This window comes from Cohnella rhizosphaerae (assembly GCF_029525575.1).
GTDB lineage: Bacteria > Bacillota > Bacilli > Paenibacillales > Paenibacillaceae > Cohnella > Cohnella rhizosphaerae.
Map to the genome: position 1 here is coordinate 542,822 of NZ_JAPDIA010000007.1, position 24,680 is coordinate 567,501.

Sequence of the window (24,680 nt, forward strand, 5' to 3'; positions counted from 1 at the left end):
AAAAGGTCGTGAATCGAATGTCCCTCGAAACGCTTAAAGTCCAGGTCATCAAAAAAAGCATGGGAAGATCCCGCATTCAAGCAACAGCTGCTGGCCGATCCTAAGGCGGCGGTCCAAGACGCGTTCGGCGTCGCGCTGCCGCAGGAGATTCAAGTGACGACCGTCGAAGAGACCGCTTCGCACTACTATCTGGTCATTCCGCCCAATCCCGAGGATCTCGGCAGCGGCGAATCAAACGTCGAGGTTGTTTGGTAAGACGTCTGCGGCAGCCGGCTCTTCGCCGGCTGCATCGCCGGCAAGCGGGAGCCGAATTAACACTTCGGTTCCCTGCCCCTTGCGGCTCTTGAATTCGATGGTCCCTTTCATGACTTCGATGATGCGAAAGGTGACCATGGTGCCGAGGCCGGTCCCCTTCGACTTGGTCGAAAAATACGGCACGCCCAGCTTGGCGATTTGCGCTTCGTCCATCCCTTCCCCGTTATCCTTGATCCAGATCGTCGCTTCGCCGTCTTCCTCGTAGGCATTGATCTCGATATAACCGTCCTCCTTGAACGCTTCGATGCTGTTCTTCAACAGATTAATGAGCGCCTGCTTGAACTTGGACGAGCTGCCGATGACGGTCAGCCCCGGGTCCGCGTTAATCTGCAGCCTGCCGCCGTGCATCGCCGCGTGAGGGGCGATGATGACCTCGAGCTGCGCCAGCTCCTCCGCCAGGTTCAGGGGGAGAGACGGTCTCTAGCTCCGGCTTCGCGAAGGTCAGAAAGTCCGTAATGATGCCCGAAGCGCGGTCGAGCTCGCTTACCGCGATGTTAAAATGCTTTTTGCTCTCGCTGTCTCCCCGGCCCGCGAGAAGCTGCAGGAAGCCTCGCGTGACCTGCAGCGGATTGCGGACCTCGTGCGCGACCGATGCGGCCAGATCGCTGATGATCTTCAGCTTCTCCGTCCGCTCCAGCCGGTGGTTGAACAGCTCCAGACGCTTGGAATAAGAGAGCAGCATCCGGTAATCGGCGGATATCCGTCGCGCCAGAATGATCACGAGCCCGACGATCAGCAGCACGACCCCGATTTTCCATAAGAATAGAATGTAGCTTCTGCCGCTTGAATAATAGAGGATCAGATCCGTGGCGCCGGATAGCGCGAGCAGGAAGAGGGAGGCGGATAAAATGATCGCGTCCCTGTTCTTGCGCAGCGCGTTGATCACGGAGAGCACGGCAATGATCAGCAAGCTGCACCAGAATCAGCGAACCGAGAATCGGGTTCGTAAGCAGATAGTACAGGTCGTAATAACGCTCGTTCGTCGCCTTGTAGGCGATAAAGGCCAGAAAACAAAAGACGGAGAAGCCGGCCTGCCACTTGCGGAATCTCGTAAAGAAGCGGAAGCGGTTCCCCAGCACCTCGTCGACGTAATAGCTGAGCGCGGGGAAGAGCACGAACATCGACAGATCGAACAACGATAAAAAGAGATTGGCGTACGACTTGTAATAGATATAAAGCATCGGCGAGTAGACCGATATCAGCGTGCCGATCGTCAGCGCGATCAGGCAGAGCGAGATCCAGGAGCTCCGCTGCCTGCGGTTGAGATAGCTCGAGCAGATGAGCATGATCAGCGCCAGGAAGGAGATCGAGCCTCCGAGCATCAGATCGGGCAGTTCCCTGCGGATATAGCTCTCCTCGAGCGGCGCGAATTCGCCGACGCGGGCGTTCGTGATGAATCCCGCGCGCGTCCCTGTCGTAAGGATACGGACGTCGATATTGGACGTTCGATCGTACGAGCCGAGCGGCAGCAGCAGCCGGTTCAGGTGAAAGTCGAAGTCGCGCTTCGATTCGAAAAGCAGTTCGCCCTCCCTGAAGGCGGCCAGCTCGAGTCCGTATAATCGCCGGACGAGCAATCCGGGCCGCTGCCAATCGTCCGTCGGCGGCACCTGGAGACGGATCCATGCGCCTTGGGCGCCGGCGGGCAGATCGACCAGCGGCGAGCCGGCTTTCGCCTCGATCCATTCGCCGTCTGCGGGAGGCGACGCGCCGGGCTGCTCGCCGTCGGGGATCCACATGACCAGCCAATGGTCGATATTCGCTTCCGTCGCAGCCGCCCAGCTTCTATTCGGCCCTATAATAAACAGCGCGGCGATGACGACCGCATACGCCAACGCTGCGATTAAGCGAACCGCTTTCATATTGCACCCCATTTTGCGTGCCGCATTCATTGGAAATAGATGACGCGGGAAAAATTGCCTGTTATCAACTTAAAATTCGACAGCATGAACCAAACTCCTGTAAGATCCGCCAAATCGTCGGGCAAAAGTTCAAGCGCGGTTGGGCCTTATTGCCTAGTCGCGAAAACGGCGAGGCACCACGCTTCCCAGTCGACGCGATCCTCGTAGCTGACGCGGTCCCACTGTCTTCTGTCGGCGCCTTGCGGACCGAATCCCGGGCCGCCGAGCAGGACGTGAAAACCCGGATATTGACCGGTCGTCCGGTCCAACCAATCGGAGAGCGCTAAGATATGCGCCGGATCGGTGACGGATATCGCGGCCGCCCGCACGTCCTTCATTTCGATGATCCGGTCAAGCCCTTCATAAGGCGTATCCGGACCCAGATAAATGACGTCGACGCCGCGCTTGCGCAGATAGAGACTGAAGAGAAGCAATCCGAGCTGGTGGTGCTCGCCCGGCGGGCAGAAAGCGACCGCGCTCGGCATGCTCGGGTCGACGGGCAGCGACCGGAACACCTGCATGAACCGCTGCAGAATAAGCTGCGAGGCGAAATGCTCCTGGGCCACGGCCAGATTCCCCGACTCCCAGTCGTTGCCGATCCGGACGAGCAGCGGCGCGAGAATGCGATGGAACGTATTTTCATAGCCGTACAAGGACATCGCGAGATCGATGGCCTGATTGGCTTCTTCCGTATTGAAGGAGACCAGCGCAGGATACAGGCGATCCGCGATATGCGCATCGATCCGGACCGACCCCTGCGGCTCGGACGCGTTTGAAACGGGAGGGAGGACCGCCGCCGGATAGGGGGCCGTCTTCTCGGCGGCTCTTTCTCGTTTCAGCAGGTGCGCGATCTCTCCGATCTTCATGCCCTGTTCTTCCATCATCAGCTTGACCCGTCTCAGCACGGCGACATCCTCTTCGCTGTAAAGGCGATGTCCGCCGGCGCTCCGGAGCGGATGAACGATGCGGTGGCGCGCTTCCCAGGCGCGAAGCGTAACGCCGGGAATGCCGAGCATCTCCGAAACCTTCTGAATGCTGTACATGGCGTACCTCCGCCAACATTATACATAAATGATACAAAACTTCTTTGATTATAGCCGGAAAATAAAGATGCCGGTATATTAAAGATCGATTTGTTGATTTGTTTGTATAGATTATGTACAATAATAGAGTAAAATCTATACAAAACATATACATAAAATTGGCGATAAAGGACGGTTGAAACAGGATGGCAGAGCGGACGTATGGCGAGGATCAATTGCAATCGTTGCATGCGCAGGCCGTGCTTGAAGCGATGGAGCGATCATTGGCGATGGTCGTATTCGATATGGAAGGGACTGTATTGCGGGCCAACCGCAATTTCGCCGATGCGCTCGGATACAGCGAGACGGAAATCCGGGGAATAAAGCACAGCCGATTTTGCACGCCGGCGTTCGCGGCCAGCGAGGCGTATCGCGAATTTTGGTCCAACCTGCGGGACGGCAAGTCCTTTCAGCAAAAAATCCAGCGCGTCGCCAAAAACGGCAGCCTGCTCTGGCTGGAGGCGACGTATATGCCGGTGCGGGGAGCGGACGGGAATTTCGAAGCCGTAGTCAAAGTGGCGACGGATATCACGTCCCGCGAGCAGGCGGAGATCCGGCAGGCCGCGGAGCTGAAGCGCATGGCGCAGGAGCTGTCCGATCGGGCGGGAGAGGGCGTATGGAAAAGCGGGGGAGATCGAAGCCGCCATCCACAAAATGCGGGCGGATTCGCTCGACAATCTTGAACGGCTGGGCCAGTTGGAACGTCAAGCCGTCTCGATCCGCGGCATCGTGCGCGCCATCCGGGAGGTGGCGGCGCAGACGCAGCTGCTGTCGCTGAACGCGGCGCTCGAGGCGGCCCGGGCGGGAGAGTTCGGACGGAGCTTCGAGGTCGTCGCCTCGGAGGTCCGCAAGCTGGCGGGTCAGGTCCAGGAAGCCGCCAAGCTCGCGAACGGCGAGGTCGAGGGGATCGCGGCCCGGATCGCGGAGATCGGCACCGGAACAAAAAAGAGCGCAGTCTTCGGCGGGGGAAAGCTTGCGCAGGCTTGAGGACGCGGTCGAGGCCTTTCGGCGGATCGAGGATGCGGCGCGACGGCTGGACGAGTCTTCCGGTACGCCCGGCGGACTTTAATGCGCAATGCGTTTATTCTAGTATTTTCATTTTGAACTTCGTGATTTAAGATGGAGAGAGACAGGTCTTATGTCCCAGATCGGAGAAACGGAGAAATAAACCGATGAACGCACGCTCGCTGCTTGGACCGCTCGCCGCCTCGATTCTTCCGTATGCCGCGTTCGTCATATTAAGTAGAAATCCCGCGTGGGACGGTTTATTCGTGCTGCCGGGCGCGCACTTTTACATCGTCAGCTCCGTCGCGCTGCTCGCGCTCGTCGTGGCCTTGTTCGTTGCCGTCGCCGGCCGGCGCGTGCGCAACATCAAAGTCAGCTTTCTCGCGTTATCCTTCATCTCGCTGTCCGTCCTTTTCATGGTGCACGGACTGTCCACGCCGAATCTTCTGCTGGGCGTCACGGCGTTGCCGAAGATCAGCGCTCCGCTCAGCGTCATCTTCGCCACCGTCTGGCTTTGGCTGTCCTCCTGGCGCTCCGATCACCCTTTCATCCGCTTTTTATCCTGCCGCGAGCGTTATCTGCTCCCGCTCTGGACCGCGCTGCTGTCGCTAGCCGGCCTGATCGGCCTGCTGCATCCGGACATCGTCGGATTCATCCGTCTTGACGTCCATCCGTTGAACAGCTCGGCGACGTTGTTCGTCATCGCCGTCAATATCGTCACGGGCTACCGGTATTACCGGTCGTATCTATACTCGCGGTTTCCATTGGAGCTGGCGATCGTCTACGCCGCGGCCTGGCTGATCGCCGCCCAGCTCATCATGACCCAAGGCGACGTATGGCGCGGCAGCTGGTGGCTGTACCACTTCCTGCTGCTGGCGGCGATGCTGGTCGTGCTGGCAGGACTCTACCGGCAGTACGCCTCCAAGCGTTCGCTCGCAGGCGCCATCAAAGGGCTGTTCACGACCGACCCGGTCGAGCGCATCACGAACGCGCTGCAGCCGAGCGTCCGCGCGCTCATGCTCGCCACGGAGAGCAAGGACCCGTACACGGCGGGCCACAACTTCCGCGTCACGCTGTACGCGCTCAAGATCGCGGAGCAGCTCCAGCTGGGTCCGGAGCAGCTGCGCGCGCTCGTCGGCGGCACGATCGTGCACGACGTCGGCAAGATCGAGACGCCCGACGCGGTGCTGAACAAGCCGGGGCGGCTGACGTCGGAGGAGCGGGCGATCATCGAGGAGCATCCGGTGAGAGGGTACGAGATGTGCAGAAATCTCGGGTTTATGGAGGACGAGCTGGGCATCATCCGGTCGCATCACGAAAAGTGGAATGGCGAAGGCTACCCCGATCGGCTGGCCGGCGAAGAAATTCCGCGGATGGCCCGAATCGTGGCGGTCGCGGACGTATACGACGCGCTGACGAGCAACAGGGCTTACCGGCGGGCGATGTCGCACGATGACGCGATGGCCATTCTGAACGCGAGCAAAGGGACGCACTTCGAGCCCGCTTGCGTGGAGGCGTGGGAGCGGGCTTGCCAGGCCGATCCGGAGATGACCCGGGAAGGCTCGGCGCTGTGGGAGCGGGGACTTGGCCGTTCGGCGCTCGCTTGACCGCCGAACGGCGATCGGGCGCGCAAAGCGAGAAGCGAGAAGCGTATATAAGCAGCCGCCGGAGCCTCCGGCAAGACGAGAACGGCGCCGCTCCCGGAAGGGACGCGGCGCCGTTGGATTATGGGCTTAGAAGTCAAAGTCGTCGGGATCGGGGCCGACACGCTCGCCGCGGTCCATCGCGGCGATCAGGCGATGATCCTCCTCGGTCAGCGAGAAGCCGAAGACATCGGCGTTTTCCGCGATTCGATGCGCGCGGGTCGATTTGGGAATCGTCGCCACGCCAAGCTCGAGGTCCCAGCGCAGAATAATCTGCGCGACGGACTTGCCATGTCTTTGCGCAATCCCGGTCAGCGTCGGATCGTCCAGCAGCCCGCCTTGCATGAGCGGCGACCAAGCTTGGATGCGAATGCCGCGCCCGGCCGCGTAAGCCCGCAGCTCGGGCTGCTGCAGCCGCGGATGCAGCTCGACTTGATCGACCATCGGCGCGACGCTCGCGGTTTGCAAGAGGTCCTCGAGATGATGGACGTGGAAGTTGCTGACGCCGATCGCCTTCACGCGGCCGTCCGCATACAGCTTTTCGAGCGCGTGCCAAGCGTCTTTGTATTTCCCCGCGACAGGCCAGTGGATGAGGTAAAGGTCAAGGTAATCGAGTTCCAGCTTGCGCAGGCTCGTCTCGTAAGCGGCCAGCGTCTCCTCGTAGCCTAGGTCCGCGTTCCACGCCTTCGACGTCACGAACAACGCTTCGCGGGCAATGCCCGTCTCGGCGAGCGCCTCCCGAATGCCTGCGCCGACGCTCGTCTCGTTGTCGTAGATCGCTGCCGTATCGATGCTGCGGTAGCCCTGGCGGATCGCTTCCTTGACGGCACTTGCCGCTGCGTCGCCTTCCGGCACCTTAAATACGCCGAGGCCGAGCCAGGGCATGCGGGAGCCGTTGGCAAGCGGGAATGTGCTTTGAAGATTTTGAAGATGTTGAAGTTCCGTATGCGCGGTCATGATTTAATGATTCCCCCCTTAGCAAAATTTTCAGTTCGTCGAGACCGGAGCGGCCGGCGCTCGCGAATCGTTGTTCCCGCGGGCTTCCGCGTTTTCGAGGCGCAGGCTTGCCGCCGTGAGCAGCACGGCGGCGGCGACCATGAGGGCGCCGACCCACGGCGTATGCGCGACGCCGAGCCGCTCCACGACGATGCCGCCGAGAAAGGCGCCGATGGCGATACCCGCGTTAAACGCCGCGATGTTGAGCGAAGAAGCGAAGTCGACGGCATGTTTGGCGTGCCGCTCGGCCAGCATCACGACATAGAGCTGAAGCCCGGGCACGTTCATAAAGGCGAGCAAGCCCATGAGGAGAACGGCCGCAAGACCGGCCGCGCGGTAAGGCGCTGCGAAGTTCAGGGCCAGCAGGACGACGGCCTGCAGCGCGAACATGACGAGCAGCGCCGGCACGGGGCGCTTGTTGGCGGCTTTGCCGCCGACGACGTTGCCGGCCGCGATGGCGATGCCGTAGAAGAGCAGGATCAAGGCGATGGACGACTCGCCGAATCCGGTTATATCCCGCAGAAGCGGGGACAAATAAGTGAAGACGACGAAGGTTCCGCCGTAGCCGAGCGCCGTGATTGAAAAGGCGAGCAGCAGCCGGCGATTGCCCAGCAGCGGAAGCTGATCGCGCAGCTTCGTCCGGGCGGCGCCGCGCAGTCCCGAGGGAACGAGGGCGAGGTTGGCGGCGAAGGCCGCGATGCCGACGGCCGCGATGGCCGCGAAGGCGGCACGCCAGCCGAGATGCTGCCCAAGCAGCGTGCCGAGGGGAACGCCGGTGACGGTCGCGATCGTCAGGCCCGAGAACATCGTGGAGATCGCGCTGGCTCTGCGATCCCGCGGCACGAGATCCGCCGCGATCGTCGAGCCGACGGACATGAAGACGCCGTGCGCAAAGGCGGAAAGGACGCGGGCGACGAGCAGCAGGACGACGCCGCCGGAAGCGGAGGCAAGGATGTTGCCCGCGATAAAGACGGTCATGATCCAGAGGAGCAGCGTCTTGCGCGGCACGCCGGCGGCGAGCGAGGTCAGGATCGGCGCGCCCGCCATGACGCCCAGCGCGTATAGCGTGACCGTCAGGCCCGCCATGGATTCGGTTATATGAAGATCGTCCGCGATTAAGGGCAGCAGCCCCACGCTGATGAATTCGGTCGTGCCGATGGCGAATGCGCTGACCGCGAGCGCGAGCAGCGCGGCGGTGCTTTTCTTGGCGTTTAGCGTCATATGGAGCATCACTCCCGTAGTAGATATCCCGGCCGGTGAATGCTATTATGGATGAATGTCGTCCGAAAGGACAGTACGTACTTTTAAGTGACATAGGTACTAAAAAAGTACCTGTGGCGGCATGCGGAAGGAGATCGATCGCAATGGACAAAAAATACAACATCTCCGTAGAAGCGACGCTCGAAGTCATCGGCGGCAAGTGGAAGTGCGTTATCCTGTGTCATCTGACGCACGGCAAGAAGCGCACGAGCGAGCTCAAGCGCCTGATGCCCGCGATTACGCAGAAGATGCTCACGCAGCAGCTGCGCGAGCTCGAAGACGACGGCATCGTCAACCGGATCGTATATAACGAAGTGCCTCCGCGCGTCGAGTACGAGCTCAGCGCCTACGGCTGGAGCCTGAAGTCGATTTTGGATGCCTTGTGCAATTGGGGCGAGCAGCATATCGTCAAGGAATACGGGGACAAATACGCGGTGCTCGAAGACAACGTGCTGAACCGCTAGGAGAGAGGTAACTGATCATGAACAAGCCATCGATCTACGGCTTGCCGTACGACAAGCTCGCCGCCTGGCTGGCCGAACGCGGATTCAAGAAGTCCCGCGCCGACCGGGTATGGGAGCAGCTGTATAGAAGCCGGGTTGCGAGCTTTGGGGGAGACGACGCCGGCGCTCGAGCCCGCCTTGGCTGCGTTGCTCGATGACGGGTTCGCGCTGCGCACCATGACGGAGCACGTCAAGCAGCAGTCCGCCGACGGGACCGTGAAGTTTTTGTTCCGGCTGGCCGACGGCAATCTCATCGAGACGGTGCTGATGCGGCACAAGTTCGGCCTGTCCGTCTGCGTGACGACGCAGGTCGGCTGCAACATCGGCTGCAGCTTCTGCGCGAGCGGCCTGCTCGCCAAAAGCCGGGATCTGTCCGCCGGCGAGATCGCGGAGCAGATCATGTTGGTTCAAGCGCATCTCGACGAGGCCGGCGACGGCGAGCGCGTCAGCCACATCGTCGTGATGGGCATCGGCGAGCCGTTCGACAACTACGACAACATGGCGGATTTCATCCGCGTCATGAAGGATCACAAGGGGCTGGCGATCGGTCCGCGTCACATCACCGTGTCCACGAGCGGACTGGCGAACAAGCTGCGGGAGTTCGCGGACTCGGATCTGCAGACGAACCTGGCCGTGTCGCTTCACGCGCCGAACGACGAGCTGCGCACGAGCATCATGAAGATCAACCGCGCCATTCCGATCGCGAAGCTGATGGACGCGATCGATTATTATCTGGCGCGGACGAACCGGCGGCTCACGCTGGAATATATTCTGCTGCGGGACGTGAACGATCGCAGGGAGCACGCCGAGGAGCTGGCCGGTCTGATCGGCGAGGTGCGGCGGAGCCAGGTGAACGTGAACCTGATCCCGTACAACCCGGTGGACGAGCACAGCCAGTACCAACGCAGCGAGCAGGAGGCGGTGAGGGGCTTCTACGACGCGCTCAAAAAAGCGCGGCGTGAGCGTCAGCGTGCGGCTGGAGCACGGCGCAGACATCGATGCGGCCTGCGGGCAGCTGCGGAGCAAGCAAATCGCGGCGGCGAATTAAAAAAAAGCGAAGGGGCCGCGTTGAACGGCCCCTTTCTTCTTATTTGGGTTCCGCAAGCTGCCGAACGCGCTGCGGGGACAGTCCGGTAAGCCTGGCGATCGTACGGAGGTCCATCCCCTCCTGCAGCATATGAAGCGCGATTTCCGCTTTGGCCGACTCCTGTCCGGATTCCCATCCTGTCTCCCGGCCTTCCTCCCAAGCGTCCTTCAAGAAGCTGATCCGATCCCGCTGCGCTTTTTCCCGGGCTTCATACAGCATTCTGGTCATGTCGTCTTCGCTGAGGTGAGCAAGACGCTCTTCGGCATGGCGTATCGTCGGATCCATCTCGATCAACTCCTCCAATTGATCTGCGGTCGTCCGTTCGTCCAAAAACCGCAGCCAGCGATGCAGCGGGTCATCGGGACGATACGGCCCGGCTCGAAACTTGGGACATTCGATAAAATGCAGCGCAATCAAATCGGTAAGCCGATATTGTCTGGCGTTGTCCGCGTAAAGCTGAAACGAGTGATGGAAGTGCTCGAGCGGCAGAAAGGAATAGTCCAATATGTTGATGCAGATCGTCTTTTTTGAGCTGGCTGTAATCCTCGCCTTCGCGGATGGAGTCGGCGAGCAAGCGACCCATGTAAAACAAGCTGCGCTTTTCCATGTGCCGGTAACGCCCGACCTGCATTTCGACGTTGATCTGCTCCCGGTCTGCGGTCTCGCATCGGATATCGAGCACGCCTTCTTTGTCTTCAATCAGCCGTTTGGTGAGCAGCTTGCCGTCCAGGATGGTCAGGTCGGCGATCGCAGCATGGTCGGTCCGCAGCAGGATCGCGTTCAGCAGCCCGATCAGCAGCGGCTTGCTGTCGGCTTCTCCGAACAGCCGTTTGAACAAATAATCGTTTTTCGGATTCAATCGCTTCTTCAAGTTCCCGTTCTCCCCTCAGTATACCATAGCCTTTTGCGCGCATGGAGGAAGCAAAAAAAAGCACGCGCCGTCCGTTAAACCCGCAAAATCGGGGTTAACGGCGGCGCGTGCTTCGCGTCCGCTTGCCTTGCTTGAATCCATCTTCGCTCGCGCGGGAGGGTTTGTCAATCCGAGGGTGCTACGCCTGACTCGCGATGACGGGAATCCATACCTCGCAGCGGTAATCCTCCCCGTTCGTGTCTCCCTCCAGGTACACCTCCAGCTCCGGTGCAGGGGCATGCTCGTAGCCGCAGGACGGGAACCATTCGCTATAGATGCGTTCCCATAACCGCTGAATCGAAGGCGTCACGGGGCCGACAGAGGTGAATACCGCCCAGGTGGCCTGAGGCACCGTCCACGAGACGCAAGCCTTCCGGCGTCTCCGCCTCCGCGTCGCACGCCACCGCGACCAAGTAGGTGAGCAGTTCTTCGCCGGGCGGCATCGAGCAGATGCCGAGCAGCGGGTTGCCGGGGGATAGAGCCGCTAATCTGGCGAGCGTGCCGTCGGCCGCGCATTCTCCCCAATAAGCGGGAATTCTCCGGGTGTTCTCCCCGTTCTCGGTGCCGACCCGGATCATTTTGCCGAGGACCTTGAACGCTTCTTTTTTTGACGATCCGATAATCCATTTCCTTGTCTCCCTTCAACGACAGGTGGAAGGAAATACGCGGGTAGGCCTTAAGCGAGGCGCCTTGGGCCTTGGCCTCCGATGGCGCGATGCCATGCGCTTTGCGGAATGCCTTCGCAAACGACTCCGGCGAGTCGTAGCCGTACTTCAGCGACACGTCCAGCACTTTGGCCGCGCCCATCGCGAGCTCCTGAGCCGCCAGCGTCAGCTTGCGCTTGCGCATGTATTCCGCGACCGTCATGCCCGTCAGCATGTGGAACATCCGTTGGAAATGATAGGGCGAGGTGCACGCCGCATGCGCGATCTCCGCCATGTCGAAGGGCTCCTCCACCATCCGTTCCATCCGGTCCAGCGCGTGCCGCATTCGCTCAAGCCACTCCATGCGCATCCCCTCTCTGACTCCACTCTATCATCCGCATGCCGGATTCGCCTGTCTTGGCGTGCTCTTCGCGAACAGCCCCGGCTTGCCGGTCAGACCGATTCCCGCCTGCGGGACATCAGGGCGAGCGCGCCAGCTCCGATCAGCAGGATGGCCAGAATGGAGGAGCCGCCCGTCAGCTTCGAGAGCACGTAGCCGATCGAGAAGATGGCGAAGAAGAGAAGTGAAAGGAAAGTCAAAATGTTGATCGGGATGAGCAGCCACTTGTTCCGGCCCCCGAACCAGTACAGTTCGAACAGGCCGACGGCAGGGGCGAGAATAAAGCCGGGCCACATCATCGACCAGTTGTCCAGCAGCATGGCGATCTGGCAGACGCCGTACACCGTGAGCAGTACGCCGCCGGGGACGAGCACGCCGACGCCTTTGCCGCCGAGCACCGAGAAGTAGAGCCAGTGGAAAAAAATACCGAGCGGGAGCACGAACAGCGTTGGCCAGAAATACGCGAAAATCGAGCCTGTGCCCAAATGCAGATCGCCGCGGAACAGCAAAAAGAGGCCGGCCAGAAGCAGGAGGGGTCCGAGCAGCGTGCCGCGATGGATTTTCATAAGTGATCGCTCCTTATAAGCAAAGCTTGGTTGCTTATAGCTTATCACTTTGAGCGCGACCCTGTCGTCCAACTCGCGCATAGCTCAGAATCAGACTGCAGACGGAGGCGCCGGACCGGACGTTGTGGTAGAAGATGCGAGCAGGCGCGGAGCTCACGTGGGTCAGAGAGTCTGTCCGCTGTCCACGGTGAGAGACAGGTGTGAGACAGTCGTTCGACAGTAATCTTACCGTGTCCTTGAAGAAGCGGAGTCGATTCTCCATAAGGCATGGCGGCTTTGACAAAACGAAAACGGCCGAAAACGGAGAAGCAACCCCGTTGACGGCCGTTCTTTTTTTATTTTGCCGCCGTTAGCGCGGACACGGCTTGAACCAGCGGTGTCACGGGCCGACCGAGCAGCTGCTCCAGATCGCCGCTCTCCACGGCGAGCGTGCCTGCGCGAATCGCCTGCTGGATCGCGACGACGATCGGCAGGGCGAACTCCGGCACGCCGGCGCTCTTCATAATGACCGCATAAGCGTCGTCGTCCACCTGCTGCACGGGAACTGCGCGTCCGAGCGCTTCGGATGCCACGCTAGCCAGATCCGCGTACGACCGCAACGGACCGCCTAGCTCGTAAATCTTGTTGTCGTGTCCGGCGCCGGCAAGCACGGCTGCGGCCGCCTCCGCATAGTCGCTGCGCGGAGCCCAGCCGACTTTGCCGTCCCCGGCGGACGTGACGAGCGGAGCGCCCGCGACGATGCCCTGGATCGCGCCGGCTTCGTTTTCGATGTACCAGTTGTTTCGCAAAAAGGCAAACGGGATACCCGTCGCGCGAATGGCATTTTCCGTTTCGCGGTGCACTTCCGCCAGGAACAGCTCGCTCTCTTGAGCGTTCGGGGCGCTGGTATAGGCGATGAAGCCGACGCCTGCGTTGCGGGCCGCTTTAACGGCGTTCGCGTGCTGGCGAATACGGGTTTGCGTATCTCCGTCGGTCGATACGATCAACAGTCGATCGACGCCGGCAAAAGCTTGCTCAAGCGAAGCCGGATCGTCGAAGTCGCCGCGCCGAACGTCCACGCCGCGCTCGGCCAATGCCGCCGCCTTTTGCGGGTCGCGAACGCTGACGGCGATCCGCTCCGCGGGCACGCGGTCGAGCAGCGTCTTTACGACAATGGAGCCGAAATGGCCCGTTGCGCCGGTCACTAGTATTTTCATAGAAAATCAACCTCCTGGGAATTCTTATTCGATGACCTCGACGCCTGGGCGCACGAAGATGGGGAATGCGTCAGCATCTGGCATCCGTTGTAACCATAATAGCTACAACGAGGTCGCGAGTCAAGACTCCGGCCAGGCATTTATAGGCTTTTCGGGCGGGGCTGCGTACGGAAGCGGATTTCCCGACGGTTCGTGACCCTTTTCATAGACAAAGCTCGGACGACCCGCTATCATTAGGGCATAACTGCATATCCTCGTACCAGGCGCGCGCATGCTGCCATGCCGCTTAATAGGGAAGTCCGGTGAGAGTCCGGCGCGGTCCCGCCACTGTATATGCCGAGCGATCCGAGCGATGCCACTGTTCAGCCGAATGGGAAGGCGCCGGAGCCGCGATGAAGCAGAGCCAGGAGACCTGCCTTGGTCCGACTGTATCCCGTCCGCTTCGCGGAGTGAGCGGCGGGACCGGCTGTGCCAGCTATGCCGCTCTTCGGGCGGACGAGTCTGCGGCGCAGCGTCTTGCTGCGATCTTGAACCACTCCCATGCGGAGTGGTTTTTTTTGATGCGGTACGGATTACGCGGCGCGGGTCAAGAGGACTCATTATTTTTTTTCGGAAAAGGGGTATGACTCATGTTGGGCTTCAAACGTTTCAAATCGCTGGCTTCGCTCGCGCTGTCTGTATCGCTGGCGTTCGCCGGACTGTCGGCTGCGCTGCCCGCGGGCAAGAGCTATGCGGAGAGCGCCGGCGCCACGACGACAGCCGCGGTCGCTTCCGTCAATGTCCAGGCGGATATCCAAGCCGCGATCGGCTACGTCAACGCGAACGGCGGCGTCTCCTCGGACTGGCTGGCCTTCAGCTTCGCGCGCGCAGGCCAAGCTGTACCCGCCGACTATGCGGCGAAGCTTGCCGCCGGCGTAGAGACCGAATGGGCCAAGGCATCGCCGGATCCGACGGCGCTTGCGCGCTACGCGTTGGTCGCGAATGCGACCGGCCTCGACGCGCGCAGCATCGGCGGCCACGACCTGATCGCGAAGCTGACGAGCTATCCGTCCTTCGCCAACGTTTACGCCGACATTTTCGTGCTGCTCGCGCTCGATTCGGGCAACTACGAGCTGCCTGCCGGCACCGCGTGGACGCGCGGCGACCTGACCGCGGCGATCGTCTCCGGCATCGACGGCTCTACCGTCCCAGACTTGTACGGCATGGCGCTTAGCGCGCTCGGCAAGTACAAGGATCGCCCCGAGGTAGCGGCAGCTGCCGACAAGGCCGTCGCTTGGCTGTCCGCCAACCTCGCCGACGACAACAGCGAGGCGATCGCGCAGACGATCGTCGGCCTCGCCGCCTACGGCATCGATCCGGCGGACGCGAAGTTCGCCAAGGGCGGATCGAACCTGGTCCAGCGCTTGCTGGCGTTCAAAAATACGGACGGCGGCTTTAAGCACCAGCTGTCCGACGCCGCGTCGGACAAGGCGTTCGCCACCGAGCAGGCGCTGCGGGCGCTGGCTGCGTACCAGCTGTTCTCCGCTTCGCATCGTTCGGTCTACGTGAACGCCGCCAGCCAATGGGTCGCGACCGGCGTCGCCATCGAAGGGCTGAACGGCCCGCTCGCGGCGCTTAGCGCTACGCAGGCGGTGTACGCGTGGGACGCGTTGGTTGAGATGGCCGATCGCAACAAGCTGAAGCTCGGCTATACGGACGATCCGCAGTACGGCAAGTTCCTGTCCGCGATCGGCGACGCCAAGGGCGACCAGAGCGTCTACTGGCTGTATGCGGTCAAGCGGGGCGGCGCCTATGCGACGATCGACACTTCGCTTGAGAAGTTCCGTCTTCAAGCGGGAGACGAGTTGTACCTGTATCTGTCCGGGGCTGATAGCGGCCTCGTGAAGTCGGTCACGGCAAAGGCCGCGGCGGGCGGCGCTACGGCAGTGAACGTGCAGTACACCTATTACGACAGCAGCTTTAAGGAAGTGACCGGACCGGCTGCAGGCGTACAAGTCTCCATCGGCGGCCAGACGGCGAAGACCGACGCGAACGGCACGGCAACCTTTAAAGGACTGTCCGGCGGCGAACTCGCATACACCGTAACGGGATACCGCGATGGCGCCGCGCCGCTGGTGCTTAAGTACGCCGGCACGGTAGCCGTGGGCGCAGGACAGGCTGGCGGCGATTCGTTCGCCGACGCGGCGGATATTTCTTCCTGGGCAAGCGAAGCGGTGGGCGAAGCTTATGCGGCAGGCTGGCTTCAGGGCGTTAGCGCGACGGAGCTGAAGTTCGCGCCGAAGCAGCAGCTGACCCGCGTGCAGTTCGCGGCGCTGATCCTGCGCCTGCTCGGCGAGACGCCGGCTTCGGGCGCCAAGCAGACGTTCGCTGACGTCGCGCCGGGCGTCTGGTACTTCGATGCGGTCATGACGGCAAAGTCCAAAGGACTGATCGGCGGCGTGACGGCGACATCGTTCAAGCCGAACGACGCGATCTCCCGCCAGGATCTGGCGGTCGTGCTGGCCCGCGCCTTCAAGCTCGACGGTTCGGGATCGAAGACCGCGTTCTCCGACCAAGGGCAGATCTCCGGTTATGCGCTCGCGTCGGTCCGCGCTGTCTACGATAAGGGACTGCTGAAGGGAACCTCCGGCACGGCGTTCGATCCGAAGGCCAAGGTCACCCGCGAGATGGCGGCGGTCATCGCGTCGAACCTGCTGAAGCAAGGACTGATCTCGAAATAACCGCAGCATAGACCCAACAAAAATAGACGGCTCCGGCGATTGCCGGTCCGTCTATTTGCTGTTTCGCCTATTCTTCCAGATGTGCGGCTAGAAGCCGCACCTGTTCGAGGGGCAGCTCCGCCAGCTGGCTGACGACGGCGATGTCGGTGCCGGCTTTCAGCAGATTTCGCGCGACGGCTACTCTGCCTTGTGCAATGCCTAGTTCTCTGCCTTGCGCAATGCCCAACTCCTTGCCTTGCGCAATGCCCAACTCCTTGCCCTGCGCAATGCCCAACTCCCTGCCTTCCTCCAGCCCCTGCTCCCGCGCGTCCTTCAAAAAGCTGATTCGGTCGCGATTCGCCTTTTCCCTTGCTTCGTACAGCATGCGGGTCATATCGTCCTCGCTGAGATGACTCAGCCGTTCTTCGGCCGTTCGAATCGTCGGATCCATGGCGATCAGCTCCTCCAATTGTTCGTGGGTCGTGCGTTCGTCCAGAAACCTAAGCCAGCGGTGCAGCGGGTCCGCAACGGCATAGGGCGCCGAGCGAAACTTCGGAAACTCGATAAAGTGCAGCTCGATCAGGTCCGTCAGCCTGAACCGCCGTTCGGCATCCTCGTACAAATGAAACGAGCGATGAAATCCCTCGAGGGGCAGGAAGGAAAAATCCAGCATGTTGATGCAGATCGTTTTCTTGAGCTGACCGTAATCCTCGCCTTCTCGAATCGAATCGGCGAGGAGCCGGCCCATATAAAACAGGCTTCGCTTTTCCATATGCCGATAACGTCCGACCTGCATCTCGACGTTGATCTGCTCCCGGTTCGCCGTCTCGCAGCGAATATCGAGCACGCCTTCCTTGTCTTCGACGAGACGCTTGGTGAGCAGCTTGCCGTCCAGCACGACGAGGTCCGCGATCGCGTCCCTTTCGTCTCTGCGAAGGACCGCATTCAGCAGCCCGATCAGCAGCGGCTTGCTGTCGGCCTCGCCGAACAACCGCTTGAACAGGTAGTCGTTCTTCGGATTCAACCGTTTCTTCATTGCTTTTTGCCTCCAGTATATCATAATCGCGCCATTCGCCGAACGGCGCCGCGCGTCCTTGAACGCAAAAAAAACGCGCCCTTCGCCGTCCCGCGCATAAGCGCGGATCGACGCAGGGCGCGTGCTTCGCGCCTTGAATGAACCTATGATCATCTTCGACTAGACCGTCTGCATTGTCAAGGGCGCGCGAGCTGCCGAGCCCGCTTATTCCGTCTCGACGGCGGTCGCCTTGATCGTAAATACGAATATCGCGCCTCGGGCTACATCCTTTTTTGACGTAGATCCGGCCGCCCATCAGCTCCACCAGCGTCTTGCAGATCGACAGACCGAGGCCCGTGCCGCCGGTTTTGCCGCCTTGCATTCCTTCGAGCTGGGAGAAAGGCTGGAACAGCCTGTGGTACTGCCCTTCCGGGATGCCCGGCCCGGTATCCTCCACGGTAAACTCAAGCTCCAGCTCGACGCACTGTCTGCGCAGCAGCCGGGCATATACGCGCACGCCTCCTGCGGACGTGAACTTGACGGCATTGCCGATCAGGTTGTTGAGCACCTGGCGAAGCCGGTTGGGGTCTCCGAACAGCAGCGACGGGATCGCGGGGTCGATCTCGGTCGTCAGCGTCAACCCCTTTTCGCGAAGCATCGCGATGAACAGGTCCGCCGTCTCCTTCATGCAGCTCTCCAGATTGAACGGAGAGAGCTCCAGATCCATTTTGCCGGACTCGATCTTGGAAAAGTCGAGAATGTGGCTGATAATCGAAAGAAGCGCGTTGCCGCTCGTCCGGATGATATCGACCATGTCGCGGTCCGCCGGCGGAAGCTCCGACTCCATGAGAAGCTCCGACATCGCGATGATGCCGTTCAGCGGCGTGCGCAGCTCATGACTCATCGTCGCGAGAAAGCCCGACTTGATCCGGGAGGCGGTCTCCGCCGTTTCCTTCATCTTCGTCAGCTCGCGGTTCGCTTCCTCCATCTGCCGCGCCTGGGACTCGAGCTCGATCGTTTTGGCTTCCAGCTCCTGCGTCTTCGCCTCGAGCTCCTGCGTTTTGGCGGCCAATTCGTTGGTCTGCCGCTCGAGCTCGAGCCGCGTCAGATAGAGTCGCACGAAACCGTCGATTTTGCTTTTCAGCACCTCAGGATGGACGGGTTTGGTCATGAAGTCGATCGCGCCCGACGAATAGGCCTGCATATAGTTGTCCAGCTCGGACGTTAGCGAAGTGAGGAAAATAATCGGGATATCCTGCGATTTTTTTACGCGTTTTGATGCGGCGCGCCGTCTCGAAGCCGTCCATGTCCGGCATCAGCACGTCCATGATGATGAGGGCGAAGTCGTTTTTGAGCAAGCACTTGAGCGCTTCCGCACCCGATGAAGCGGACACGAGCGTGTAGGGAGAGTCGGCCAAAATCGCTTGCGCGGACAAAAACTCGTCCGGCCGGTCGTCGACAAGAAGGATGTGAACGTCAGGTCCCATGCAGCAATCATTCCTTCCGGCGGTCTACTTGATGAGCCATGCTTTGAGCAGCGTGACGAGCTGGGTCGTGTTGATCGGCTTGGCGATGTAATCGGACGCGCCGGCGCGCAGGCACTTCACGCGGTCGCCCTCCATCGCTCTGGCCGTCAGGGCGATGATGACCAGGTTCTCGAACTGCGGCATCTGGCGGATGCGCCGCATCGTCTCGTAGCCGTCCATTTCGGGCATCATGATATCCATGAATACGAGGTCGACGCCGGGATGGACGCTCAGGTGCTGCAGCGCTTCCTTGCCGTTTTGCGCGAAGCTGATCTCCATATTGTAGCCCTCCAGCACGCTGGAGAGCGCATAGATGTTGCGCATGTCGTCGTCCACGAGCAGAATCTGCTTGCCCTCGAAGGCGGCTTCCGGATTATGCAGCTTCTCGATGAGAAGCTGCTTGTCCGGCGGCAGGTCGGCATGCTTGCGGTGCAAGTACAGCGCGGTCTCGTCGTAGAGACGCTCCATCGACTGGACGTTTTTGAGCACGATGCTTTCCGCGTAGTGGCGCAGCCGCTGCTCTTCCTCCTTGCTCAGGTCGCGGCCCGTATAGATGATGACCGGCAGCGTCTGCAGCTTGCGGTTCGTCTTGACCTGCTCCAGCAGCTCGAAGCCCGAGATATCGGCGAGGCCGAGATCGAGCACCATGCAGTCGAAGTGCTGGGCGTTCAGTTGATCGAGCGCCTCCTTGCCCGAGGCGGCAGCGGTCACGTTTACGTCGGGGTGCGCGATAAAAGCGACGAGGCTGGCACGCAGCGCGTCATTGTCTTCGACGATCAGCAGGTTTTTGACCGGACGCCGAATGTACGATTCGATCCGGAGGAACGCGGCCTCAAGCTCCGAGCGGTCCGTCGGCTTTTTCCAGAAGTCCAGCGCGCCCATCGACAGCCCCTGCTTGCTGTCGTCGGCCGTGGACACGACGTGCACGGGGATGTGGCGCAGCTCGGGCCGGCTCTTAAGCCTGCTGATGATCGCCCAGCCGTTGAGGACGGGCAGGTCCGCGTCGACGATGATCGCGTCCGGCTTGTAGGCGTGGGCGAGCGCGAGCCCCTGGTCGCCCTGCAGCGAGACGATCGCCTTGAAGCCGCGCTTGCGCGCAAGCTCGAGCAAGATGGCCGCGAACGATGCCTCCTCCTCGATGATGAGCAGCGTCGTGTCTCCCGGCTGGAGGTCGTTCCGGTCGTCGTCCATCACGGCTTGCAGAAGCAGCTTCGGATTGGAGATCGAGATGTCGGGCACGAACGATTCGTAAAAATCGGCCATGTCGGCGCCGGGACGCTGAGAAGTCTTGAACGCGACGGGTTCCGTTCGCGGGAATGCCGATTCCCGCGCAGGTTCCGGAGGTGCCGTAGCCGCAGTCTCGGGCCGCGGCGTCGGGGCTGCAGCTTCCTCTTGGGCGGAAGCGGCAGCAGAAGCCTTCGGCTCGAAGGGCTGCTCCGCTTCGGGAGCGAAGGCCCCCGTTTCTGCCGTTTCGGACAGGAGGAGGGTGAAGACGCTGCCTTTGCCGGGCTCCGAAGAGACTTCGATTCGTCCTCCCAAGAGCGAGGCGAGCTGGCGGCAGATGCTGAGGCCCAGCCCCGTGCCGCCGTATTTGCGGCTGGTCGTGCCGTCCGCCTGCTGGAACGCCTCGAAGATGCCTTCGAGCTTTTCTTTGGAGATGCCGATGCCGGTATCCCTTACCTCGAAGAAGATGCCTTCCGGATGCGCATCGCTTCGACCGACCGTGAGCGAGACCTCGCCCTTCTCCGTGAACTTGAAGGCGTTCGAAAGCAGATTCGCCAAAATCTGCTGCAGCCGATGGCCGTCGGTCCGCAAGGAGGCAGGGAGTCTGGAATCCAGACGGATGCGAAGCTCGACGCCTTTGCCGCGGGCGACCTGATCGAACGTGCGGTAAGCGTGATCGACGACGTCCTGGACCTGGACCGTCTCGAAGACGGCCGTCATTTTGCCGGCCTCCAGCTTGGCCAGGTCGAGAATCTCGTCGATCAGGCGAAGCAGGTCCCGGCCCGCCGAGAAGATCGTATGGACGTATTCGAGCTGCTTGGGCTGAAGGTTGCCGGCCCGGTTCTCCGCGAGAATCTGCGAAAGGATCAGCAGGCTGTTGAGCGGCGTGCGCAGCTCGTGGGAAACGTTGGCGAGAAATTCGGACTTGTACTGGGCAGCCCTGATAATTTCTTCGGCCTGCTGTTGGATCTCCTCTTTTTGCCGAGAGGTAAGCGTCATCTCCGTCTGCAACTGCTCGTTGGAGGCGCGCAGATCGTCCGCCTGCACCCGGAGCTCCTCCGCCTGGTCGGCGAGCGAATTCGCTTGCTGCTCGATCTCCTCCTTTTGCCGCGCGAGCGACTCGGCTTGCTGCTCGATTTCTTCCTTCTGGCGCGAGGTGAGCAGCACTTCCGTGCGAAGCGTCTCGTTGGCTTCGCTGATCTGTCTGGCCTGCGCATCGAGCTCTTCGGTCTGCGCGCGAAGCTCTTCGGTCTGCGCGGACAGCTCCTCGGTCTGCGACTGCAGCTCTTCCGTCTGCGTCTCGAGTTCTTCCTTCTGCTGTTGAGTATGACGCAGCAGCTCGTCGATCCGCGCGATGTCGGCGAGCGTGTTGAACAGGATGCCCATGTTCGCGGACACCCGGTCGATCAACTGCCGCTCGCGCTGGGAAAACGCATGCAGGGAAGCCAGCTCGACGACGCCGACGGTTTCGTTTTCGTAAAGGATCGGCACGAGCGTCAGATAAGAGGGGGGCGTCTCGCCAAGCCCCGAGCTGATCTTGACGTAGTCCGCCGGCAGATCGCGCATGACGACCGGCTGCTTGTCGAGCGCGACCTGTCCGACCAGGCCGACGCCGAGCGGGATGGGCTTGCGATTTTGAGCGGCATCGTCGTACGCATAGCCCGCCGCGAAGTGAAGCGCGGCGTCGCGTCTTACGTACAAAGCCCCGCAGCTTGCGCCGAGCGCGCCGGCCAGCTTGCCCATGAAAATGCGGGAGGCTTCCTGCACCTGCACGGAGCCCTGAAGCAGGATGGCCATTTCGGAGACGTTGGCGTTCACCCAAATCTCGTTTTCGGCGTCTTCGCGCAGCTTGCCGCTCTTGCTCCGTCTTGCGGTGCAGCGAGACGGCCAGTTCCCGGAAGCGGCGCGCGAGCTGGCCGAACTCGTCGTCCGCCGAATCGTCGTGCGCGGAAACGTCCGCTCTGCCCGCGGCCATATCGTCGACGATCCGGGAGATGCGCCGCATGCCCGTGAAGATGCTGCGGTGCACGGTGGCGATCAGGTAGGCGCCGGCGGCAAGGCCGAGCGCGCCGAGCGCGATCGAGAGCGCCAGCATCGGTCCGTGCGTATAGACGGAGGCGATCGCCGTCAGGCCTCCGAGGAGCAGCAGAAACGCAAGGCCGAGGCCCCAAATTTTTTGTGTGATATTCATAAAGACCGCCTTTGCGCCTGGATGATCGTTCAATGGATGTTCAGGCTGATGTCTGATGCTTTGTATGCCGCTGTCTTCGATTAATTATAGCTTTCTTGCAGAAAGATAGGAATAGAGCTGCCTGCCTTCGCCAGCCCGTTCATCCGCGACGCCGGAACTGGGCCCTGTAGCTTCGGGGCGTCATGCGGGTAAAGGCTTTGAACACCTTCTCGAAGTGGGAAAAATTATCGAAGCCCGCTTCTTCCGAAACCTCGGTGATGCGCGCGTCCGTCTCCCGGAGCAGGCGCTGCGCTTCCTTGACCCGCGTGATGCCGACGTATTCGGCGATGCCGAAGCCGGTGCACTTTTTGAAGGTGCGGCTCAGATAGCTGGGGCTAAGATAGAAGCGGCCGCCCAGCTCGTCCAGCGTGATTGGTTCGCGAAAATTCGCGGCGATATGCCGCGCGACCTCGGTCATCTTGGCCGCGGTAGGCGACGGCGACGCCTCGGCTTCGGCTTCGGCCTCCGCGCCGCGCGCATGCCGGGCCGCGAACAGCAGCAGCTCGGCGGCCGCGTGGCGGATCGGCAGATCGCGGCCGGGCTCGCGATGCTGAATCTCGCGCAGCATGCCGTACAGCAGCTGTTCGACCCGCAGGCGCTCTGGCGCGTCCAGCCTCAGCAGGCGACGGGTCCCGCGGAACGGCGAGCGCAGCAGATCGGCCTCCGACTCGCTAAACTGCGCGAAGTAACGTTCGTCATAGTAGAGCACGACGCGCTCGTGGTTGGGCACCCCGGTATCGCTCGTCTTGTGCACCTCGTCTCCGGGGACGATGACAAGATCGCCGGGCTGAACCTGATACGCGCGGTCTTTGATGAAATAGAAGCGTTCGCCGCCTAGCAGGTAATAAAGCTCGTGCTGACCGTGCATGTGGTCGGACACCATCGAATAGTGGCCTTTTCTCCGGTTGTATTCTACGTAAAAAGGATCGTGCGGATCTCCGTATCGAAGCGTGCTGCTCAAGTTCAAGCCAATCGCCTCCAAGAGGACAAGAAAAGCGGGTTTTCAAAAATAATAACATAAATTGCGGAGCGAATAAGCACATTTTGCGGTACATTTTCTTCATTCGGAATGTTTAAGACGAGGAGAGATGGATGCGATGGCAAAAAAAGACATACGTACAGGTAGGCGCAGGGGGGGAGAGCGGAGTTTTTTTATTCGGCGATCGCCACGTCTTACCGCGAGACGAGCGAGCTGCTCGCCTTCTGCGACATCAATCAGACCCGCATGGACTACGCGAACAAGCTGCTGACGGAAAAGTACGACTATCCGGCGGCGCGCACCTATAAGAGCGACGAGTTCGACCGGATGATCGAGACGGAAAAGCCGGATGCCGTCATCGTGACGAGCGTGGACCGGACGCACCATACGTATATTATCCGCGCGCTTGAGCTCGGCTGCGACGTCATTACCGAGAAGCCGATGACGGTCGACGAGGAGAAGTGCCAGGAGATCCTCGACGCGGTGGAGCGGACCGGACGGAGCGTGCGCGTCACGTTTAACTACCGCTACGCGCCTCACCATACGAAGGCGCGCGAGCTGATCGCGAGCGGCGTCATCGGCGACGTCACGTCGATCCACTTCGAATGGCTGCTCAATACGCAGCACGGCGCGGACTATTTCCGCCGCTGGCACCGGGACAAGCGCAACAGCGGGGGGCCTGCTCGTGCACAAATCCACGCATCACTTCGACCTGGTGAACTTCTGGATCGGCTCGCAGCCGGACACCGTGTTCGCGATGGGCGACCTGCTCTTCTACGGCCGGGAAAACGCGGAGAAGCGCGGCATCACCAAGTTCTACGAGCGCGCGACGGGCAATCCCAACGCCGCCGGCGATCCGTTCGCCCTGACGCTCGACGACAATCCGCACCTGAAGGCGATGTACCTCGACGCCGAGCCGGAGGACGGCTACCGGCGCGACCAGAGCGTGTTCGGCGACGGCATCTCGATCGAGGACACGATGAGCGTGCTCGTGAAGTACAAGAACAAAGCGCAGCTCACTTATTCGCTGAACGCTTACTTGCCCTGGGAAGGCTACCAGATCGCGTTCAACGGCACGAAGGGCCGCATCGAGATGAAGATCGTCGAGCAGTCGTACGTGAATTCGGGCGGGGACAAGGCGCTCGAGGGCGCGGTGCAGGGCGTCACGATCCTCGTCTTCCCGATGTTCGGCGAGCCGTACAAAGCCGAATTCGAAATGGGAGAGGGCGGACACGGGGGCGGCGACCCGGTGCTGCTGAACGACATTTTCGGCGTGCCGGTGGAGGACGAATTCCATCGCGCGGCGAACCACGTCGACGGTGCGCGCTCCATTTTGACGGGCATCGCGGCGAACAAGTCGATCCGTACGGGACAGGCGGTCAAGGTCGACGAGCTCGTGAAGTTTTATTAAAAGCGATCGTGCTGAAGGAGCGCCTCTCCGGTCATGCGGGGAGGCGTCTTCGCCATATGGCGGGACGAAGGCGGGGCGCGGGTGAGAGCGG

The 24,680-nt window shown here is 61.1% G+C and carries 19 protein-coding genes, 6 pseudogenes and 1 riboswitch; of the genes and pseudogenes, 8 read left to right on the forward strand and 17 right to left on the reverse strand.

The window, feature by feature from the left end:
* Positions 1-12: 12 nt before the first annotated feature.
* Positions 13-255, forward strand: coding sequence for an NHLP leader peptide family RiPP precursor (locus OMP40_RS20355; RefSeq protein ID WP_277534914.1), 243 nt, complete (start codon positions 13-15; stop codon positions 253-255).
* On the opposite strand, the gene OMP40_RS20360 is transcribed toward OMP40_RS20355, so the two are convergent.
* From OMP40_RS20360 to OMP40_RS20370, 4 genes are all read right to left on the reverse strand, one after another.
* The gene (locus tag OMP40_RS20360) at positions 232-663 is read right to left on the reverse strand and encodes a sensor histidine kinase (RefSeq protein ID WP_277534090.1); all 432 of its coding nucleotides are present in this window, start codon (positions 661-663) and stop codon (positions 232-234) included. The two genes, OMP40_RS20355 and OMP40_RS20360, sit on opposite strands and share 24 nt — an antisense overlap.
* Complete coding sequence (locus OMP40_RS42020; RefSeq protein WP_420872024.1) at positions 638-928, reverse strand: histidine kinase dimerization/phospho-acceptor domain-containing protein; 291 nt, start codon at positions 926-928, stop codon at positions 638-640. Before OMP40_RS42020 ends, OMP40_RS20360 begins: the two co-directional genes overlap by 26 nt.
* Positions 810-2,174: a hypothetical protein gene (locus tag OMP40_RS20365; RefSeq protein ID WP_277534092.1), complete on the reverse strand. Its 1,365-nt coding sequence runs from the start codon at positions 2,172-2,174 to the stop codon at positions 810-812. Before OMP40_RS20365 ends, OMP40_RS42020 begins: the two co-directional genes overlap by 119 nt.
* Before the next feature lie 146 nt (positions 2,175-2,320).
* Complete coding sequence (locus tag OMP40_RS20370) at positions 2,321-3,256, reverse strand: MerR family transcriptional regulator (protein WP_277534093.1); 936 nt, start codon at positions 3,254-3,256, stop codon at positions 2,321-2,323.
* Between the two features lie 185 nt (positions 3,257-3,441).
* Between OMP40_RS20370 and OMP40_RS20375 the strand changes: the two genes are divergently transcribed.
* The 3 genes from OMP40_RS20375 to OMP40_RS20385 all read left to right on the forward strand — a co-directional run bounded on the left by OMP40_RS20375 (position 3,442) and on the right by OMP40_RS20385 (position 5,907).
* A complete protein-coding gene (locus OMP40_RS20375) occupies positions 3,442-3,978 on the forward strand; it encodes a PAS domain-containing protein (protein WP_277534095.1) in 537 nt (178 codons plus the stop codon).
* Entirely contained in the window at positions 3,950-4,282 is a 333-nt protein-coding gene (locus OMP40_RS20380; protein WP_277534097.1) for a methyl-accepting chemotaxis protein, read from the forward strand. The genes OMP40_RS20375 and OMP40_RS20380 overlap by 29 nt, the downstream gene beginning before the upstream one ends.
* 185 nt (positions 4,283-4,467) lie before the next feature.
* Entirely contained in the window at positions 4,468-5,907 is a 1,440-nt protein-coding gene (locus tag OMP40_RS20385; RefSeq protein ID WP_277534098.1) for an HD-GYP domain-containing protein, read from the forward strand.
* 126 nt (positions 5,908-6,033) lie between these two features.
* Here OMP40_RS20385 and OMP40_RS20390 read toward each other — a convergent pair whose 3' ends face one another.
* Together OMP40_RS20390 and OMP40_RS20395 are read right to left on the reverse strand one after the other, a co-directional pair.
* Positions 6,034-6,900, reverse strand: coding sequence for an aldo/keto reductase (locus OMP40_RS20390; protein ID WP_277534099.1), 867 nt, complete (start codon positions 6,898-6,900; stop codon positions 6,034-6,036).
* A gap of 30 nt (positions 6,901-6,930) precedes the next feature.
* Complete coding sequence (locus OMP40_RS20395) at positions 6,931-8,160, reverse strand: MFS transporter (protein WP_277534101.1); 1,230 nt, start codon at positions 8,158-8,160, stop codon at positions 6,931-6,933.
* A 143-nt stretch (positions 8,161-8,303) separates the two neighbouring features.
* On the opposite strand from OMP40_RS20395, the gene OMP40_RS20400 reads away from it, so the two are divergent.
* Positions 8,304-8,663, forward strand: a complete 360-nt coding sequence (locus OMP40_RS20400; RefSeq protein ID WP_277534103.1) for a winged helix-turn-helix transcriptional regulator — start codon at positions 8,304-8,306, stop codon at positions 8,661-8,663.
* Positions 8,664-8,680: 17 nt separating this feature from the next.
* A pseudogene (gene rlmN, locus OMP40_RS20405) lies at positions 8,681-9,750 on the forward strand (23S rRNA (adenine(2503)-C(2))-methyltransferase RlmN).
* Between the two features lie 39 nt (positions 9,751-9,789).
* Here rlmN and OMP40_RS20410 read toward each other — a convergent pair.
* From OMP40_RS20410 to OMP40_RS20430, 5 genes and pseudogenes are all read right to left on the reverse strand, one after another.
* Positions 9,790-10,293: an Rpn family recombination-promoting nuclease/putative transposase gene (locus tag OMP40_RS20410; RefSeq protein ID WP_277534105.1), complete on the reverse strand. Its 504-nt coding sequence runs from the start codon at positions 10,291-10,293 to the stop codon at positions 9,790-9,792.
* Between the two features lie 79 nt (positions 10,294-10,372).
* Positions 10,373-10,660: pseudogene (locus OMP40_RS42025) on the reverse strand (Rpn family recombination-promoting nuclease/putative transposase); the annotation flags it as partial.
* Between the two features lie 178 nt (positions 10,661-10,838).
* Positions 10,839-11,707: pseudogene (locus OMP40_RS20420) on the reverse strand (AraC family transcriptional regulator).
* An 89-nt stretch (positions 11,708-11,796) separates the two neighbouring features.
* The gene (locus tag OMP40_RS20425) at positions 11,797-12,303 is read right to left on the reverse strand and encodes a hypothetical protein (RefSeq protein ID WP_277534916.1); all 507 of its coding nucleotides are present in this window, start codon (positions 12,301-12,303) and stop codon (positions 11,797-11,799) included.
* A 341-nt stretch (positions 12,304-12,644) separates the two neighbouring features.
* A complete protein-coding gene (locus OMP40_RS20430) occupies positions 12,645-13,505 on the reverse strand; it encodes an SDR family oxidoreductase (RefSeq protein WP_277534109.1) in 861 nt (286 codons plus the stop codon).
* Positions 13,506-13,750: 245 nt separating this feature from the next.
* Positions 13,751-13,939: riboswitch (cobalamin riboswitch) on the forward strand.
* A 195-nt stretch (positions 13,940-14,134) separates the two neighbouring features.
* Here OMP40_RS20430 and OMP40_RS20435 point away from each other — a divergent pair.
* Positions 14,135-16,225 (forward strand): S-layer homology domain-containing protein, encoded by a 2,091-nt coding sequence (locus tag OMP40_RS20435; protein ID WP_277534111.1) that lies wholly within the window; start codon positions 14,135-14,137, stop codon positions 16,223-16,225.
* Positions 16,226-16,292: 67 nt separating this feature from the next.
* On the opposite strand, the gene OMP40_RS20440 is transcribed toward OMP40_RS20435, so the two are convergent.
* The 6 genes and pseudogenes from OMP40_RS20440 to OMP40_RS20465 form a co-directional block, all read right to left on the reverse strand.
* Positions 16,293-17,240 carry an Rpn family recombination-promoting nuclease/putative transposase gene (locus OMP40_RS20440; protein ID WP_277534113.1) on the reverse strand — a complete coding sequence of 316 codons (948 nt, stop codon included), beginning with the start codon at positions 17,238-17,240 and terminating at the stop codon, positions 16,293-16,295.
* Between the two features lie 328 nt (positions 17,241-17,568).
* Positions 17,569-18,423: pseudogene (locus tag OMP40_RS40260) on the reverse strand (sensor histidine kinase); the annotation flags it as partial.
* Complete coding sequence (locus tag OMP40_RS20450) at positions 18,368-18,706, reverse strand: response regulator (RefSeq protein WP_277534114.1); 339 nt, start codon at positions 18,704-18,706, stop codon at positions 18,368-18,370. The pseudogene OMP40_RS40260 and the gene OMP40_RS20450, both read right to left, overlap by 56 nt.
* 24 nt (positions 18,707-18,730) lie before the next feature.
* Positions 18,731-21,787 (reverse strand): response regulator, encoded by a 3,057-nt coding sequence (locus OMP40_RS20455; protein WP_277534115.1) that lies wholly within the window; start codon positions 21,785-21,787, stop codon positions 18,731-18,733.
* A gap of 115 nt (positions 21,788-21,902) precedes the next feature.
* Positions 21,903-22,160: pseudogene (locus tag OMP40_RS40265) on the reverse strand (hypothetical protein); the annotation flags it as partial.
* Positions 22,161-22,299: 139 nt separating this feature from the next.
* Positions 22,300-23,166: an AraC family transcriptional regulator gene (locus OMP40_RS20465; protein ID WP_277534119.1), complete on the reverse strand. Its 867-nt coding sequence runs from the start codon at positions 23,164-23,166 to the stop codon at positions 22,300-22,302.
* A 125-nt stretch (positions 23,167-23,291) separates the two neighbouring features.
* On the opposite strand from OMP40_RS20465, the pseudogene OMP40_RS20470 reads away from it, so the two are divergent.
* Positions 23,292-24,589 (forward strand): annotated as a pseudogene (locus tag OMP40_RS20470) (Gfo/Idh/MocA family protein).
* The last annotated feature ends 91 nt before the right edge of the window (positions 24,590-24,680 follow it).

Coding starts and splice junctions, on each gene's coding strand:
- OMP40_RS20380 (WP_277534097.1), top strand. CDS start 3,950: ATGCGGGCGGATTCGCTCGACAATCTTGAACGGCTGGGCCAGTTGGAA.
- OMP40_RS20430 (WP_277534109.1), bottom strand. CDS start 13,505: ATGAAAATACTAGTGACCGGCGCAACGGGCCATTTCGGCTCCATTGTC.
- OMP40_RS20370 (WP_277534093.1), bottom strand. CDS start 3,256: ATGTACAGCATTCAGAAGGTTTCGGAGATGCTCGGCATTCCCGGCGTT.
- OMP40_RS20395 (WP_277534101.1), bottom strand. CDS start 8,160: ATGACGCTAAACGCCAAGAAAAGCACCGCCGCGCTGCTCGCGCTCGCG.
- OMP40_RS20390 (WP_277534099.1), bottom strand. CDS start 6,900: ATGACCGCGCATACGGAACTTCAACATCTTCAAAATCTTCAAAGCACA.
- OMP40_RS20400 (WP_277534103.1), top strand. CDS start 8,304: ATGGACAAAAAATACAACATCTCCGTAGAAGCGACGCTCGAAGTCATC.
- OMP40_RS20435 (WP_277534111.1), top strand. CDS start 14,135: ATGTTGGGCTTCAAACGTTTCAAATCGCTGGCTTCGCTCGCGCTGTCT.
- OMP40_RS20375 (WP_277534095.1), top strand. CDS start 3,442: ATGGCAGAGCGGACGTATGGCGAGGATCAATTGCAATCGTTGCATGCG.
- OMP40_RS20360 (WP_277534090.1), bottom strand. CDS start 663: ATGCACGGCGGCAGGCTGCAGATTAACGCGGACCCGGGGCTGACCGTC.
- OMP40_RS20385 (WP_277534098.1), top strand. CDS start 4,468: ATGAACGCACGCTCGCTGCTTGGACCGCTCGCCGCCTCGATTCTTCCG.
- OMP40_RS20365 (WP_277534092.1), bottom strand. CDS start 2,174: ATGAAAGCGGTTCGCTTAATCGCAGCGTTGGCGTATGCGGTCGTCATC.
- OMP40_RS20450 (WP_277534114.1), bottom strand. CDS start 18,706: ATGGGACCTGACGTTCACATCCTTCTTGTCGACGACCGGCCGGACGAG.
- OMP40_RS20440 (WP_277534113.1), bottom strand. CDS start 17,240: ATGAAGAAACGGTTGAATCCGAAGAACGACTACCTGTTCAAGCGGTTG.